Annotated in this window: 16 protein-coding genes; 6 read left to right on the forward strand and 10 right to left on the reverse strand. The window is 37.3% G+C overall.

Annotation, left to right across the window (positions count from 1 at the left end; translation table 11 throughout):
- Window positions 1–396, reverse strand: a 396-nt coding sequence (locus H5183_RS15010; RefSeq protein WP_182732061.1) for a VF530 family DNA-binding protein, incomplete at its 3' end; no start/stop codon positions are given.
- Between the two features lie 188 nt (window positions 397–584).
- Here H5183_RS15010 and H5183_RS15015 point away from each other — a divergent pair.
- Complete coding sequence (locus H5183_RS15015) at window positions 585–1,151, forward strand: hypothetical protein (RefSeq protein WP_149981103.1); 567 nt, start codon at window positions 585–587, stop codon at window positions 1,149–1,151.
- A gap of 212 nt (window positions 1,152–1,363) precedes the next feature.
- Here the strand turns inward: H5183_RS15015 and H5183_RS15020 are convergent, their stop codons facing one another.
- Both H5183_RS15020 and H5183_RS15025 read right to left on the reverse strand, forming a co-directional pair.
- Complete coding sequence (locus tag H5183_RS15020; protein ID WP_182718836.1) at window positions 1,364–2,356, reverse strand: MDR family oxidoreductase; 993 nt, start codon at window positions 2,354–2,356, stop codon at window positions 1,364–1,366.
- 63 nt (window positions 2,357–2,419) lie between these two features.
- Window positions 2,420–3,055 carry a TetR/AcrR family transcriptional regulator gene (locus H5183_RS15025; RefSeq protein WP_145233944.1) on the reverse strand — a complete coding sequence of 212 codons (636 nt, stop codon included), beginning with the start codon at window positions 3,053–3,055 and terminating at the stop codon, window positions 2,420–2,422.
- Between the two features lie 468 nt (window positions 3,056–3,523).
- Between H5183_RS15025 and rmf the strand changes: the two genes are divergently transcribed.
- A complete protein-coding gene (gene rmf / locus H5183_RS15030) occupies window positions 3,524–3,694 on the forward strand; it encodes a ribosome modulation factor (RefSeq protein ID WP_016707188.1) in 171 nt (56 codons plus the stop codon).
- A 79-nt stretch (window positions 3,695–3,773) separates the two neighbouring features.
- Here the strand turns inward: rmf and fabA are convergent, their stop codons facing one another.
- Window positions 3,774–4,289, reverse strand: a complete 516-nt coding sequence (fabA, locus tag H5183_RS15035; protein WP_145233946.1) for a bifunctional 3-hydroxydecanoyl-ACP dehydratase/trans-2-decenoyl-ACP isomerase — start codon at window positions 4,287–4,289, stop codon at window positions 3,774–3,776.
- Between the two features lie 204 nt (window positions 4,290–4,493).
- Here fabA and H5183_RS15040 point away from each other — a divergent pair, with 204 nt between their 5' ends.
- Genes H5183_RS15040 through H5183_RS15050 form a run of 3 tightly spaced genes read left to right on the forward strand, consistent with a single transcriptional unit; the run spans window position 4,494 to window position 6,596 of the window.
- Window positions 4,494–5,351 carry a 6-carboxytetrahydropterin synthase gene (locus tag H5183_RS15040; protein ID WP_182732062.1) on the forward strand — a complete coding sequence of 286 codons (858 nt, stop codon included), beginning with the start codon at window positions 4,494–4,496 and terminating at the stop codon, window positions 5,349–5,351.
- A complete protein-coding gene (locus tag H5183_RS15045) occupies window positions 5,344–6,159 on the forward strand; it encodes a M23 family metallopeptidase (RefSeq protein ID WP_182732063.1) in 816 nt (271 codons plus the stop codon). Before H5183_RS15040 ends, H5183_RS15045 begins: the two co-directional genes overlap by 8 nt.
- A gap of 5 nt (window positions 6,160–6,164) precedes the next feature.
- Window positions 6,165–6,596, forward strand: a complete 432-nt coding sequence (locus H5183_RS15050; protein ID WP_064666260.1) for an acyl-CoA thioesterase — start codon at window positions 6,165–6,167, stop codon at window positions 6,594–6,596.
- Window positions 6,597–6,770: 174 nt separating this feature from the next.
- Here the strand turns inward: H5183_RS15050 and H5183_RS15055 are convergent, their stop codons facing one another.
- From H5183_RS15055 to H5183_RS15080, 6 genes are all read right to left on the reverse strand, one after another.
- Window positions 6,771–8,093, reverse strand: a complete 1,323-nt coding sequence (locus H5183_RS15055) for a Na+/H+ antiporter family protein (protein ID WP_182732064.1) — start codon at window positions 8,091–8,093, stop codon at window positions 6,771–6,773.
- Window positions 8,090–10,084 carry a DUF3488 and transglutaminase-like domain-containing protein gene (locus H5183_RS15060; protein ID WP_182732065.1) on the reverse strand — a complete coding sequence of 665 codons (1,995 nt, stop codon included), beginning with the start codon at window positions 10,082–10,084 and terminating at the stop codon, window positions 8,090–8,092. The genes H5183_RS15055 and H5183_RS15060 overlap by 4 nt, the downstream gene beginning before the upstream one ends.
- Window positions 10,071–10,898 (reverse strand): DUF58 domain-containing protein, encoded by an 828-nt coding sequence (locus H5183_RS15065; RefSeq protein ID WP_182732066.1) that lies wholly within the window; start codon window positions 10,896–10,898, stop codon window positions 10,071–10,073. The genes H5183_RS15060 and H5183_RS15065 overlap by 14 nt, the downstream gene beginning before the upstream one ends.
- A 168-nt stretch (window positions 10,899–11,066) precedes the next feature.
- Window positions 11,067–11,972 (reverse strand): MoxR family ATPase, encoded by a 906-nt coding sequence (locus H5183_RS15070; RefSeq protein WP_182732067.1) that lies wholly within the window; start codon window positions 11,970–11,972, stop codon window positions 11,067–11,069.
- 27 nt (window positions 11,973–11,999) lie between these two features.
- Window positions 12,000–12,380: a response regulator gene (locus tag H5183_RS15075; RefSeq protein WP_145233960.1), complete on the reverse strand. Its 381-nt coding sequence runs from the start codon at window positions 12,378–12,380 to the stop codon at window positions 12,000–12,002.
- Between the two features lie 485 nt (window positions 12,381–12,865).
- The gene (locus H5183_RS15080; RefSeq protein ID WP_259397336.1) at window positions 12,866–13,093 is read right to left on the reverse strand and encodes a hypothetical protein; all 228 of its coding nucleotides are present in this window, start codon (window positions 13,091–13,093) and stop codon (window positions 12,866–12,868) included.
- A 171-nt stretch (window positions 13,094–13,264) separates the two neighbouring features.
- On the opposite strand from H5183_RS15080, the gene H5183_RS15085 reads away from it, so the two are divergent.
- Window positions 13,265–13,777 carry a hypothetical protein gene (locus H5183_RS15085; RefSeq protein ID WP_182732068.1) on the forward strand — a complete coding sequence of 171 codons (513 nt, stop codon included), beginning with the start codon at window positions 13,265–13,267 and terminating at the stop codon, window positions 13,775–13,777.
- The last annotated feature ends 490 nt before the right edge of the window (window positions 13,778–14,267 follow it).

Genomic DNA, 14,267 nt, shown 5'->3' on the forward strand with positions numbered 1-14,267 from the left:
GGCATTTGAGCGTTGTTTACGCGTCCGTGCACGATCTTTGGCTTCTTTTTTCGCTTGAATACGTTTTGCGTCGCTAAAACTTAACTCACATGGTTCACCCGGTTTATGATCTTCAGGAATAACGCGGTCACGTGGTGGTAGTTCATATTGAACATCATCGGGTTTAGGTAGATTTTTTAATCTATAAAGATAAAAGTTTTCAACTTTATCTTGTGCCCACTGGGTTTTACGCAAAAATTTAACTGCAGATTTGATGTCAGGGTTGTTTTTAAAACAATTTAGCAGTAGATAAGCATGTAAAAGCTCCCACCCATATTGATCAACTAACTCTGATACAACTTGCTCAAGTTTAACGCCTTGTAGCGGGTTATTGCCGAATAAATCTTCATTACTCATGTTTTACACTCTTTTCTAAAATCTAATCCCAGAATTATAATTTTTATCACGATAATTTGATACAAGAATATCAAGTCAGTTTGCTTGTGTAATTTACATTTGTTTACTTTATCGGTAATATTAGCGCGCTTTAATAAGCATCGGCATGACGCCACAACATTGGATGATAGATTTAAGGAATAATATACATGGGTCTTTTTAATAAAATTAAAACACAAGCTACCACTATTGGTTCAAATATCAGCGAATCAACGTCTAAACTAAGCTCTGATATGAGCACCTCAATGAAAGAGAACTCAAAGTTATCGGCGATCCGCTCTGAGATCACTTCAATAGAAGGGCAGCTAAATATTGGTTATCAAGATATTGGTAAAAAATACGTCGAAAATTTACTAGAAAACCAAGGACAAAATATCGAAAGTGCTTTGCAAGAAGCATTAAACCGTGTTGAACCGTTACTTGAGAAAAAAATTGAGCTTGAAGATGAAGCTATTGAAATTGAGAAAAAGCTAAAAGATCAAATCATCATTCAAGAAAAAGCAATTTTTCAAAAAGAATACGATCAAGAAAAAGAGAAGCTTGAAAAAGCCGTTAAACTTGATGTGATCTCTGTAGCAGAAAAAGAACAGAAATTAGCTAAAGCACGATTAAAACTTGATAATTTCGACACTATTCGTAAAGTTAAAAAACAGTATGAAATGAGTTTAATTTCAAAAGACGAATTAAACGAAAAGCTTGCTGCTTTAGGCGTGTAATGACGAAGAAATTAAAGCTTCTTTTACAAGAAGCTTTAATAATACCAATTGAGTTAAATATTTAACCATTCTAGCGGGCTAAATGAAGCGCTAACTACGTCAGTAATTTTTCAAGTAGAACAACGGCATGTCAAAATTCCTGTCTTGTTATTACTGCATTTCTATGTCGCTATAAATACTTAGTAACTTAACACGATTGGTATAACTTATTTTTACTGTTGGCAATTTACTACTACACGGCCTCGGATATTTCCGGCCATCAGCTCATCAGCCGCGTTAATAACCTGCTCTAAATTAATTTCAGTCGATATTTTATCTAAGTAGCTCTGCTCAACAAGCTCACCTAGACGTTGCCATGCTTGGATGCGGTCGACCTTAGGACGCATTACACTGTCTATGCCGATTAATGAAATACCACGCAAAATAAACGGCGCAACGGATGCAGGAAAATCCATGCCTTGTGCTAAACCGCAAGCAGTAACAACACCGCCATACTTTAAAGAAGCACAAATATTAGCAAGGGTGTGACTGCCAACTGAATCAATGGCTGCAGCAAAACGTTCTTTTGCTAATGGCTTACCTGGATTTGATAGCTCATTTCGGTCGATCACTTCAGAGGCGCCAAGTTGTTTTAAATGTTCGCTTTGATCTACACGACCTGTTGCTGCAACTACGGTAAAACCTAGTAGATTAAGTAAATAGACGGCAAAACTACCTACACCACCGTTTGCACCCGTTACTAAAATATCACCAGAGTCGGGAGTGATGCCTTGCTTTTCAAGCGCAATAATACTGAGCATCGCGGTGTAACCGGCAGTACCAATTTGCATGGCCTGTTTAGGTGTTAACGACGTTGGGAGTGGGATCAACCAATCGCCATTAACAGCGGCTTGTTGAGCCAGCCCCCCCCAGTATTTTTCGCCAACACCAAAGCCATTTAGTAATACCAACTGATCAATAGCGAACTCGCTAGAATCACTGGCTGTTACTTTACCCACTAAATCAATACCCGGCACCATAGGAAATGAGCGCACCACGGGGCCTTTTCCTGTGATAGCTAGACCATCTTTATAATTTAGGGTGCTGTAAAGCACATCTAGTTTGACAGGGAGATTGGGTAATTCGCTATTATTTAGTGTTTGTACTGACGCGGTATACTTATCGTCAGTATTATTTATAACAATGGCTTTAAATTGATTGTTCATCTGGACTCCATTTAGACCGATCGTCTTTTAATTGTTATGCAAAAAGAGCAATTACTTAAGCCGTTACCTAAGCAATGCACGTAAAAACATTTCAGTATATAAAATAAGTGGCTGAGTATTTTTAGTTAGCTTGGCACGCATTACAGCACCTTCCCAGCCAATCCAAAAAAATTCACTCATTTGTGTGGTATTCACGTTGGCTGCAATAACACGCTCCTGCTGAGCTTGTGCCAGGCAAACTTGCACATGTTGTTGCCAAATCTCGTAACTGGTTAATAGTTTATTTTTAAAGTCAGCGCTGAGGTGGTTTAGTTCCTGATTTAAATTACCGACTAGACAACCGCGACTAAAATCGTACTTTTGCATACCCCTTGCTGCACTTTGGGTGAAATTGATTAGTCGCTCTAAAGGAGGGATATCGCTTGCCCCTAGATAGCGAATAAGTTTAGCAACAAAGTAATCGTTATAAGCGTCTATAACAGCTAAGCCGTAGGCATCTTTATTATTAAAGTAGTGGTAAAAAGAACCTTTTGGAACACCTACTTTTTTTAAAATAGTATCAAGTCCTGTGGCACTGAAGCCAAACTCGGTAAGTGTTTCTACCCCCGTAGCAATAAGTAATGCTTTGGTGTCGGCATTACTGCGGGCAACTTTTGGTGGGCGACCACGTCGTGGTGGATTTTGACTGTTTTTTAGCATAAACACATATTAGACCGATCGTATTTATATATGCAAGGATTAATTATTAAACAATTTAAAAAAGTGTACGTGAAATGTGGGCTAATTAAGTGCGAATAAGCCGCAGTAAAGTGGTCTGAAATAAGTTCAAAAATTAAACTTCTTTACTATTAATGAGTTGAAATAAATTTGTCATAATTACATTTTTTATAGGAACTTCATCCATAAACCGCAGTCACAATTAGAGCAGGAAACTGCGTGTTAGTGATTAGATAGTCGTAATTTTTTGTACATATATGGGTCGCACAGAAGATGGTACGACCACTTTACTTTTTTATATGTTAATTCATTTTTGCATCAGCAGCTTAGTTAAAGTCAATTTATTTAATTGCTTTTGTGATTTGAATTTAACAGTTTTATTAACTATTCATTAAATGTAGATGTCACGAACACTACAAATATATAAATATAAAAGGTGAGGATTTACCTATGAAGAGACAGAAAAGAGATCGGTTAGAAAGAGCTCATTCTCAAGGCTTTAAAGCAGGCCTCGCGGGCCGTTCAAAAGACCTATGCCCTTATCAACAAGTAGACCCAAAATCAGAGTGGTTAGGCGGTTGGCGCGAAGCGATAGAAAATCGCAATATGTATAAAACCTAATTTTTAAGTATTGAATTAAAGCAAAAACGCCGCTGTTTATGAAACAGCGGCGTTTTTGTAGCTGGGTTTTAATAAAAAATTAAAACGCGCTAGTATCTTGGAATAAACCAACTTTTAAATCTTTTGCTTCGTAGATAACGCGGCCATCTACTTCAACAGTACCATCAGCCATCCCCATGAATAATTTACGTTTAATAACGCGCTTCATGGTCAAACGGTAGGTAACTTTTTTTGCTGTTGGTAAAATTTGCCCAGTAAATTTAACTTCACCTACACCTAGCGCACGGCCAAGACCAGGACCACCAGACCAACCAAGGAAAAAGCCAACCAGTTGCCACATTGCATCTAAACCAAGACAACCTGGCATGACTGGATCACCTTTAAAGTGACAAGCAAAAAACCAAAGATCAGGGTTAATATCAAGCTCAGCAACGATTTCACCTTTACCATGCTCTCCACCGTCATCAGTGATTGAGATGATACGATCCATCATTAACATGTTGTCACTTGGTAGACGACAATTGCCTTCTCCAAACATTTCACCTTGACCACATAGGATCAAATCTTCTTTTGTATAACTATTTTTAGGTTCCATAACACTTTTCATCGCTTAGAAATTGCCACGTACTTTAGCGTACACTTGTACGCTAAACAACTCGGAGCAGTTAAAAAAATAATTTATTTGCACGAAATACCACCGCTTAGGTGAAGAACATGCTAATTACACGATTAAATCGCGCAATTACTAGCAAAAATCATTATAATTACCGTGATTTTTTAACCAGTATAAAGGAAGTTTATGATCCTTTTTGTTAACGCACTTACCGTAATTGATTTTTCTTACTTGTGTAATAAACGAGGCGCAGTTGGCGAGAGCTGGATTGTTGATTTAACCTTGCATGGCAAGTTAAATGAAGAGTCTATGGTGCTTGATTTTGGCTTAGTTAAAAAGCAAATCAAAGGCATTATCGACCAATGTATTGATCACAAGCTGGCCATTGGCAACCAAATTAACGGCCAAGTTGAAAACCATGGTGACTACACAACACTTGATTGTACTTTTGGTGATGATCACCACTTAGCAATGAGCGCGCCAAACCAAGCGTTTTGTTTAATTGATGCTGATGTTATTAATGAGCAGTCAGTTATTGAATTTTTAATTGCTACAATCATGCCGCAGTTACCAAGCAATATCGATAAAATCGAAATTGAGTTAAAGCCAGAGCATAGTAAGAGCTTTTATTATCACTATAGTCATGGCCTTAAAAAGCACGACGGTAATTGCCAGCGTATTATTCATGGTCACCGTTCGCAAATTGGTATTGCCCTTGATGGAATGGCAATGCCACGATTACAAAAGCAATGGGCTGATAAATGGCAAGATATTTATTTAGCGACAGCAGAAGATCAAATTCAAGCGCCACAGCTAAAGCACATCAGCGCCAAAGAAAATGACCTCTGTTTTGCCTATACCGCCGCACAAGGCTATTTTGAAATGGCAATAAGTAAAGAACGGTGTGATATTTTACCTATTGATACTACGGTTGAATGTATTGCAGGTTACCTTGCTGAGCAAGTTAAAGCGCAGCATCCTGACAATGACGTAAAAGTCACAGCATACGAAGGTGTGGCCAAAGGGTCCATTTGTTATGCGTAAATTATTAGCCGTTTCGTTATTTGCTACTGTGAGCTTTTTTGCTGATGCAGTTGAGCTAAAAGGTCACTTAACCCAAGGCGGGTTAGTGACGGGTCAAATTGATGGGGTTAAGTCAGTTATTTTTAATGGCCAAGCATTAAAAACCACCGCACAAGGTGAGTTTGTAATTGGCTTTGGCCGTGATGCTGAATTAACCCATCAATTAGCCTGGGTTGATGCAGACGGTGTCAAACATCAGCAAGCGATTGAGATCACTAAACGTGATTATAAAATTGATAAAATTACTGGAGTGGCAAGTAAATATGTGTCACCGCCAAAAGCGGTAAGTGAACGTATCAGCCGCGAAGCTGTGGCAGTAAGAAATGCCCGAAAAGTTGACTCTGAGCTTAGGTATTTTTTAGATCCAGTTTACAAACCTGCACAAGGACGTATTTCGGGTGTGTATGGTAGCCAACGCTATTTTAATGGTGAGCCTCGTCGGCCACATTTTGGTTTAGATATAGCCAACAAAACAGGCAGCCCTGTTTATGCGCCTGTCAGTGGTACCGTTGTTTTTGCTGATAACGACCTTTATTACTCTGGCGGAACTTTAATTTTAGATCATGGCCACAGTGTCACGTCTACCTACATACACTTAAGTAAGCTTGATGTAAAAGTAGGGGATACCATTAAACGCGGTGATAAAATAGCTGAAATTGGTGCGACTGGTCGTGTAACTGGCCCTCATCTGGATTGGCGTTTTAATTGGAAAGGCGAACGCCTTGATCCTGCACTTATGATGTTAGATAAATTAGCAAACCAAAAGTAGAGAACATGACAACTCAAGTAAACCGTGAAGAAATAATTGCTCAGCGTATTAAAGACTCAACGACTTCGGTCACAAAAACAGTATTTCCTGGGCGCACTAATCACCACAATACCTTGTTTGGTGGTGATGCATTGGCATGGATGGACGAAGTTGCATTTATTGCTGCAACGCGCTTTTGCCGTAAACCATTGGTAACCATTTCATCAGATAGAGTTGATTTTAAAGAAGCTATTCCAGCTGGAACCTTCGCTGAATTGATCTCAAAAGTTGTGCATGTAGGCAATACAAGTTTAAGAGTAGACGTTGAAATATTCTTAGAAACAATGCACAGGGATGATAAACACTCGGCAATTACTGGGAGTTTTACATTCGTTGCGGTCGATGATAATCACAGACCTACGCCGGTTGTATGCGATAAGATGATTTATGGTTTTTAAACCGAGTTGTTAAGTTAAGAAAGCACTTTTATGGTGCTTTCTTTGCTTTATAAAAAGAACACATCATACTATATTGCACTGTTATATATCTTTAGCATCTGCGTTAAAACAATAATTTAGTAACCAAGTAGGGGGCTTAATCTATTCTCTACTTGGTTACTCACATTTAAGGTATTAAAGCACCATAGCGGCTATCCAGCCAAATATTAGCAATGGAATATTAAAGTGGATAAAAGTAGGCACAACTGAATCCCAGATATGATCATGCTGACCGTCAGCGTTTAAGCCGGAAGTTGGTCCTAAGGTTGAATCGGAAGCAGGGGAGCCAGCATCGCCTAAAGCACCTGCGGTTCCCACTAAAGCTGCGGTTGCCATCATTGAAAAGTTAAGCTCTAAGCACAGTGGCACAAACAAGGTTGCTATTATTGGCACTGTGGAAAATGAGCTGCCAATCCCCATGGTGATCATTAAACCAACTAATAAAATTAGTGCAGCTGCCAAAGGTTTGTTGCCATCAATAATCAATGCGGCGCTTTGTACTAAGCTAGTCACATCGCCTGTCGCTTTCATTACAGAGGCAAACCCTTGAGCTGAGATCATTATAAATCCAATCATTGCCATCATTGCTACGCCTTTACTAAATACGTCGCTATTTTGCTCCCACTTAACTACGCCAAACAAACTAAAAATCATCACCCCAACTAAGCCACCTAAAATCATTGAACCACTGACATTTTGTGCTGCTAAAGAGGCTAATACCGCTGTAATACCGACTAACAATACTTTTTTAGGTTGTTCTACAACCACATTAGTTGCGTGCTCTTGATGTTCATCATGCTGATAATCCCGATGTTTTCTATAACTGATAAACACCGCTACAATTAACCCAACTAACATGCCACAGGCAGGAATGATCATAGCCATAGGTACTTGGGTATTAATGATATCTAAGCCATTTTCCACTAAGTTTTTATGTAAAATCGAGTATAAATAAATTCCACCAAAGCCATAGGGTAAAACCATATATGAGGTTGCTAGACCAAACGTTAAAATACAGGCAATAGCACGTCGGTCTAACCTTAGTTTATTAAATATAACCAGTAGCGGGGGGATCAAAATTGGTATAAAAGCTATATGAACTGGGACTAGGTTCTGCGATGAAATTGCACACACTAAAATTATCAGTAAAATAAAATAGCTTAAATTTGTTTCGCTATTACTACTATTGTTATTTACTTTAGCGAGTAGTTTTGCAGCTAAAATGCGCGTTAAGCCTGATTTTGAAATCGCAACAGCGAATGCGCCTAGCATTGCATAGCTTAGAGCGATCTCAGCTCCGCCAGAGAGGCCTGCGTTAAATGCGTTTAGGGTATCGTTTAAGCTAAGTCCGGCGGTTAAACCGGCGACTAAAGCACTTAAAGTCATAGCAACAATTACATTAACGCGGGCTAAAGTAAGGCCAAGCATTAAAATAACGCCAATCACGACTGCATTCATAGAGTTCTCTTAGTTGTTGTTTTAATTAATTTTACCAGATTTTTACTGTGTTTTTTACGATAAGCGCTAAATATTAGCTGGCGATAACGCACATCGGAGTATAATTGCGCAAATTGCATGATATATGTCCGCTTGTTAGGCAGCTGTTGAGCTGCATATGCTAAAAATTGCAGCGGCGTTTGATTTGACGGTGCAGAAATACCTTGCTTATTACACCAACGCACAACAGTAAGGTAGTCTTTTGCGAGTGAATGCGCTGGCGATTCTGGCTTTTTAGGCCAAGACAAATACACAAAGTAACAAATAAAGGCTAAACATACGGTTGCTATCACCATCAGTGAAATTTGCCAAAGCTGTTTATTACCGAATAATTCTTTTAGTAGGGAAGATTGCTTTTGCTGGTCAAAACCTAACACCCAATTTGTCCATTGGTAATCAAGATTTTCAAGCTTAAGCCTTAACCAGTTAATACCAGCAATATTACTCAATCGTAATAAGCCAAAACTCAAGTTGCTAGTAAATTCGCTATTCAGCTGCAAGTGCTGTGATAAAGATCCGTTTAATCGTTCAGGTGAAACAACCGCAGTTGCATCAAAAATTTGCCAACCTTTATTTTTTATAAATACTTCAACCCATGCATGGGCATCATATTGATAGACGCTCATATAACTATTTTGTTGATTATACTCACCACCTAAGTACCCCGAAACAACGCGGGCAGGAATACCAACACTTCTAAACATAAATGCAGCTGTGCTGGCATAATGGCCACAAAAACCACGTTTATTAGCAAATAAAAACTGGTCAAGGGTGTTGTTACCGGTAATTGGATCCGGCGTTAAGGTATAGCTAAAGTTATTATTGGCAAAGTAGTCATACAGTGCTGAATAAAAAGCCTGATCTTTGTTATTATGTTGTTCATATAGACGTTTAGCTAAAGACTGTGACTGCAAATTAGTCTCTTTAGCTAAACTAAGCTGCACGTTTTGATAGTGTGCAGAGCGAGAGAGTTCAGCCAAGCTAAAAGCATAACTCTGGGCTGTATAGCTGATACTATTAGCTAAAAAACGTTTCCGCAGTAGTAATCCATTGCTGGTTGTTTTTACATCTTGATGGGCCGAGTCGGCAAACTGTAAACCATAAAGCCAAGGCTTAGCGCCAGGCTCTGCAAAAATTTGATAACTATATAATGGTTCACCACGTTCAGCTGAGGTGATTTGGTCAATTACTTGTTGGCTTTTTAAAATGTCCGATATTAACCAGCGTTTACCATCAAACTCATCATGTATAATCGCTCGCCAGTAATAGGGGGCAGATGGCTTTTGTTGATCAAATTTAGCTCGAAATACTAACTCATCTGAATTAGACAGTTTGGCTATATCAAATGGATCAACACTTTCTGACAAACCGGTTTTAGCGAGTTTTGGCCCAGGTAATTGCCAAAATGCGGGAAGTTTCGGTAACAATAATAATAAAAATATCGCTAAAGGTAGTGCTAGCAACAAAAGTTTGCAGCTGTCTTTAGCTGCAATTTTTAAACTATGTTTAGATTCAATCAGCGCTAAAAGCGCAAAATTTAAAATATATAGCATGCTAATTACTAGCGTAGCAAATAAGCTCTGAGAAAATAGATATACTGTTGAGAGACTAAAAAAACTTAACAAAATGATAGTTTGATAATGCTTTTTTGTATTGGCTTGCAGTAATTTAAATAAGCTAGAGAGGATCAGCATCGCAACAAATAAAGTCACCGTATCGCTAAAACCTACGTCATAAAACAAGATCAATAGACTCAAACCGGCCAAAGTATTTGCTAATATGGCATTGGGTTTATTTCTTTTCAATAAGGTAACGGCTAGATTCCAAATACACAAACTAGCTAATAATGTATTAAATAGAGGAGGTAACTCAGTAAAAATAAAACTCAGCACTAAAATATAAACAATAGATAACGACAAATTGATCGCGGTTAGATTATCAGTGACTCTCATTTTCATCCTTTGCAAAACGGCTTAGTGCTTCTAAACACTGTTTACAATGTTCTTTGGTATCACTGATCGCGTATAGTCCTGCTTCTAATTGTAGGCCATAACTAACGCCTTGTGAGTAAGCCTGAGTGACTAAATAGCTTAATTGTTGTAGGCGGGATTCAGTATTTCCTTGTAACTGATTAAAATCAAAAACAACACTTTGGGCTGAATAATTTACAAACTCTTTTACCATTAATTGCTGAGTTTTTGCGTAATGTTTCCATGATATTCGTTTCATATTCATACCAGGTTGATGAATATTTAAACCATCAAATTCATCACTACCATGGCTGTTTTTATGCAGGCCATCATCAGTGTTGTGGTTATTTTGCAAACTAGCTTCATGCAATGGTTTGAGTTGTTGCGGGTAGACAAATACCGTATGTGCTAATTGCATGTAGCTCCATACTGATACTAATCCAAACGGGTACTTGCTGATTATTTTTAATCGGCGCAAGGGGTATTCACCACGTTCTTTTAATCCTAAATCTAAATTAACTATTTGCTTTTGACTGGTTATTTCATCAACGGTTGTGAGGGTTTTATTTTCATAATTAAACTGCAATGATTGACATTTTTTTTCGGTTTTTAGTTGCAGCTCTAATAATGCAGAGCAGGGAGCATAGCTAGCTATATGATTTTTATAATCAATTTTTAATCCTTTAAGATTGCTATAACCCATAAGTAGCGAAAATATCATTACTACAAGCATTAAATAAGCCATCGCTAAAATCAGATTATTCTGATAATTAATGCCTAATATAAAATTAAGCATAGTAACCACTAAAAAGCTCACGCCCAATTTTGATGGCAAAACATATATTGTGTTATGCGTTAAGGTAAGATGTTCGGTATTATGTTTATTTCTTACTAATAGCTTGAAAACCTTAGCTTTAAAATGAAACCAAAAAGTAGGGCGCTTTCCTGTTTTATTGTTCATACCTTAAAGTGGCACATCAACAGTATTTATTAATTGTTTGATCTGTTGTGAGCTAACATCATGCTGCAGACCTAAACGATGTTCGCTAACACTAGCAAAAATAGTTTGGACATCATCAGGGGTAACAAAGTCACGACCATCAATAAACGCCCATGCTTTCGCGGCTTTGCCAACTGCAATACTGGCCCGTGGAGATAACGCATTAGCAAATTGGCTGTTATTTCGGGTAGCAGATACAAGCGCCAAAATATAATCAACAACCGGTTCACTTAACATAACAGCACTTACTTTATTTTGTATTTCAATTAATTGTTGTGTATCGATACGTACAGGTAAGTGTGCATAATCACGATTATGTTGGCCTAAAATGAGTTTACGTTCAGCTTCTTTAGGTGGAAAACCCAAACTAATACGCATAAAAAAACGGTCTAATTGAGATTCAGGTAAAGGATAAGTACCTGATTGATATAAAGGGTTTTGAGTTGCTATAACAAAAAATGGTGTTGGTAGGGCATGCTTATCACCATCCATAGTAACTTGGTTTTCTTCCATTGCCTCTAATAAAGCGCTTTGTGTTTTTGGACCTGCGCGATTTATTTCGTCCGCTAAAACAACTTGACTGAAGATAGGTCCTTTATGAAAAGTAAATTTATGCTCATTGGCATTAAAAATACTTGAGCCCAGTATGTCTGAGGGTAATAAATCACTGGTAAATTGAACTCGTTGATATGATAAACCTAATACCGCAGCAAGTGCATGCGATAAAGTGGTTTTACCCATACCTGGCAAATCTTCAATTAATAAATGACCTTGGCTAAATAAGCAGGTTAACGCGAGTTTTATTTGTTGCTGTTTGCCAAAAATAACCTGAGATAAATCATCAATGATCGCTTGTACGGTCTGTTGCATAGTAACCTTGTAGGTTGATAAATTACATTAAATAAGTTCGAGGCGTTTCATCACAGTATCAACTTTTTTAGCATTAAATGGCTTTGCAATAAAACCTTTAGCACCTAGTTCCCAAGTATTTTGAACATTTTCAAGGCTGTTATGGCCAGAGCACATGACAACATGTGTATGTGGGTAATTGTCATTTAAGTATTCAAGAATTTCTGTACCATCGGTATCGGGAAGTTCAATATCGAGAAAGATTACATTCGGAGACTTTTCATCAATCAACGTTTTAGCCGATTCAAAATCTCTGCTTTCAAGAATATCTTCAAAGCCTAACTCAGTTAAGATCTGATTTAAGTAGTCACGTATATCTTGAACATCATCAATTATTAGGATTGGTTCTAACGGGCGCACAAATTCCATATTGTTTACTTCTTGTGATACAGCTTAAATTGTATTTTTAATACTATGCTAAGCGATAATGAAGCTCAAGAAAGATACTCGATTTAAACTGTATTATTGAAATAAATCACCACTAAGTCCGATACCGTCTAGTATTGGACTTAGTGGGCGCTTCTGGGGGGCGTTTGCAGAGGTTCGCATTAAGATATTTAATAACCTATAATTTATATTATGTTAAATGTAGTGAGTTTTATAAGTAACAACCTAATTACCGTGATTAATAAACGCTATTTTCCCTATTTGCATGCAAATTTAGATTAAATCAGTTACACCAATTTCAAACACCTAACTCACACATAACTAATTGTTAATGGCTGGTTGTTTAACTTTGACTCTAAACGCACTTTAAAAGCTGTTTTATATTAGCTGACTTTGAGCACTGCTCATTTACACACAACTATAATGAGCTGCCGATGTTTAAACTTTACCGGCAGCTATGATGGTATTTAACCCTGGCCTAGCTCTGCCGTGATCATAAAATCTTGGTACGATATTTTTACTTGGTTGCCTATATAAGCAAACGTATTTGGTTTTTGAACAGCGTTCATTAGTTCGTGTACTTGCTCAATTGCCAGTTGGCCAGTTAAGAACTTTTCAACTTGAGTGCTGCTAACTGTAACAGCGCTACTATATATAGGTGCGTTTTTACGTGACATTCCGTTTAGTATATTCACAGGCAAGTGCCCTAGCGTTAATTGCTAGCTATCTGGTATCGACTTTTTAAGCGCTAACTTTGCTGCTGTTACTTAAATTTCAACCATATTTACTTACTAATCATTTTTAACTTTACATAATTATATTTGTAAACCATGTTTATATTAGTTACTAATGTAAAGGAGTACGATATGAAACTTATTTCTATTATTGCTGTTACATCTATACTTTGTGGTTGCAGTACATACTTTAAAAAATCCTATATATCTATTGCCGATAAAAATGAACAAACTGTTGGTACGCTCTTTGTTTGGGAGCCAGATACCAGTGCTGCAGTTATCTTAAACGATCCAGATGGAACAATTAGAGCTTGCATGCAAACTGCATTAGCTATTAAAACAACCGATAGCAAAGGTGAAGCAACTATTTCAGAAGCTATTTTGAACTTGTCCAAAACTGCCGCAAGTGTCTCAACTAGTCAAGGCACTAGTTCTGAAAAAGCGCTTGCGCTGGCTGAGTTATCTGGTTCAATTAAGCAAACTGCAAATATTTTAACAACAACTACTGAACGAACTGCTTTTTTGAACATGGGATTATTTTATATTTGCCAACTATCTGCAAATAAATCAATATCTGAATCTACAACTCTACAATTAACATCTGAGCTTATTAAACAAACCGTTACAATGCACAATAAAGAATAAAAATATTAACGGTAACCCCCTACTCCGGCCACTATTGGATTGTTTCTGCATTAACTAAATACCAATAGAATAACCTGCAGAATTCAATATTCGTGATAGTTATTTACATAGAGTGACTAATAATGGTCTTTATTTCTTCAAATATCATTTTTTCAGAAGTCATGCTAAATTAAATCTATGCAAAATTTTTTGCTAAATAACATTATCGATAATATCGATGATGTTGACTTCGGTATTTTAGAAAAAGTAAAAAGAAAAGTTAGCAGTAAATAATGATAAAGGTTTACTACATGTAGCTATTGTATTCACATACATAAGAACACTCCGTGTTGTGGACAATTGTTAGTATGTACCTTAAAAAATATTCACTGGAACTTTATTTATGCATTTTGGCAGTTGAAATAGATGAAGTTAATAAAACTAGCTCAGAACTTCTCCAACTAATATTAGTGATTAGTAGCTAACACTTTGGTTGAAAAAGTTTTAGAGA

This window comes from Pseudoalteromonas sp. SR44-8 (assembly GCF_014163635.1).
Taxonomy (GTDB): domain Bacteria; phylum Pseudomonadota; class Gammaproteobacteria; order Enterobacterales; family Alteromonadaceae; genus Pseudoalteromonas; species Pseudoalteromonas rhizosphaerae.

Bases quoted from the DNA above. Each gene is read 5' to 3' on its own strand.
- H5183_RS15040 (WP_182732062.1), top strand. From the start codon at position 4,494: ATGATCCTTTTTGTTAACGCACTTACCGTAATTGATTTTTCTTACTTG.
- fabA (WP_145233946.1), bottom strand. From the start codon at position 4,289: ATGGAACCTAAAAATAGTTATACAAAAGAAGATTTGATCCTATGTGGT.
- H5183_RS15075 (WP_145233960.1), bottom strand. From the start codon at position 12,380: ATGGAATTTGTGCGCCCGTTAGAACCAATCCTAATAATTGATGATGTT.
- rmf (WP_016707188.1), top strand. From the start codon at position 3,524: ATGAAGAGACAGAAAAGAGATCGGTTAGAAAGAGCTCATTCTCAAGGC.
- H5183_RS15055 (WP_182732064.1), bottom strand. From the start codon at position 8,093: ATGAATGCAGTCGTGATTGGCGTTATTTTAATGCTTGGCCTTACTTTA.
- H5183_RS15045 (WP_182732063.1), top strand. From the start codon at position 5,344: ATGCGTAAATTATTAGCCGTTTCGTTATTTGCTACTGTGAGCTTTTTT.
- H5183_RS15015 (WP_149981103.1), top strand. From the start codon at position 585: ATGGGTCTTTTTAATAAAATTAAAACACAAGCTACCACTATTGGTTCA.
- H5183_RS15050 (WP_064666260.1), top strand. From the start codon at position 6,165: ATGACAACTCAAGTAAACCGTGAAGAAATAATTGCTCAGCGTATTAAA.
- H5183_RS15070 (WP_182732067.1), bottom strand. From the start codon at position 11,972: ATGCAACAGACCGTACAAGCGATCATTGATGATTTATCTCAGGTTATT.
- H5183_RS15025 (WP_145233944.1), bottom strand. From the start codon at position 3,055: ATGCTAAAAAACAGTCAAAATCCACCACGACGTGGTCGCCCACCAAAA.
- H5183_RS15060 (WP_182732065.1), bottom strand. From the start codon at position 10,084: ATGAGAGTCACTGATAATCTAACCGCGATCAATTTGTCGTTATCTATT.
- H5183_RS15085 (WP_182732068.1), top strand. From the start codon at position 13,265: ATGAAACTTATTTCTATTATTGCTGTTACATCTATACTTTGTGGTTGC.
- H5183_RS15020 (WP_182718836.1), bottom strand. From the start codon at position 2,356: ATGAACAATCAATTTAAAGCCATTGTTATAAATAATACTGACGATAAG.
- H5183_RS15065 (WP_182732066.1), bottom strand. From the start codon at position 10,898: ATGCTTAATTTTATATTAGGCATTAATTATCAGAATAATCTGATTTTA.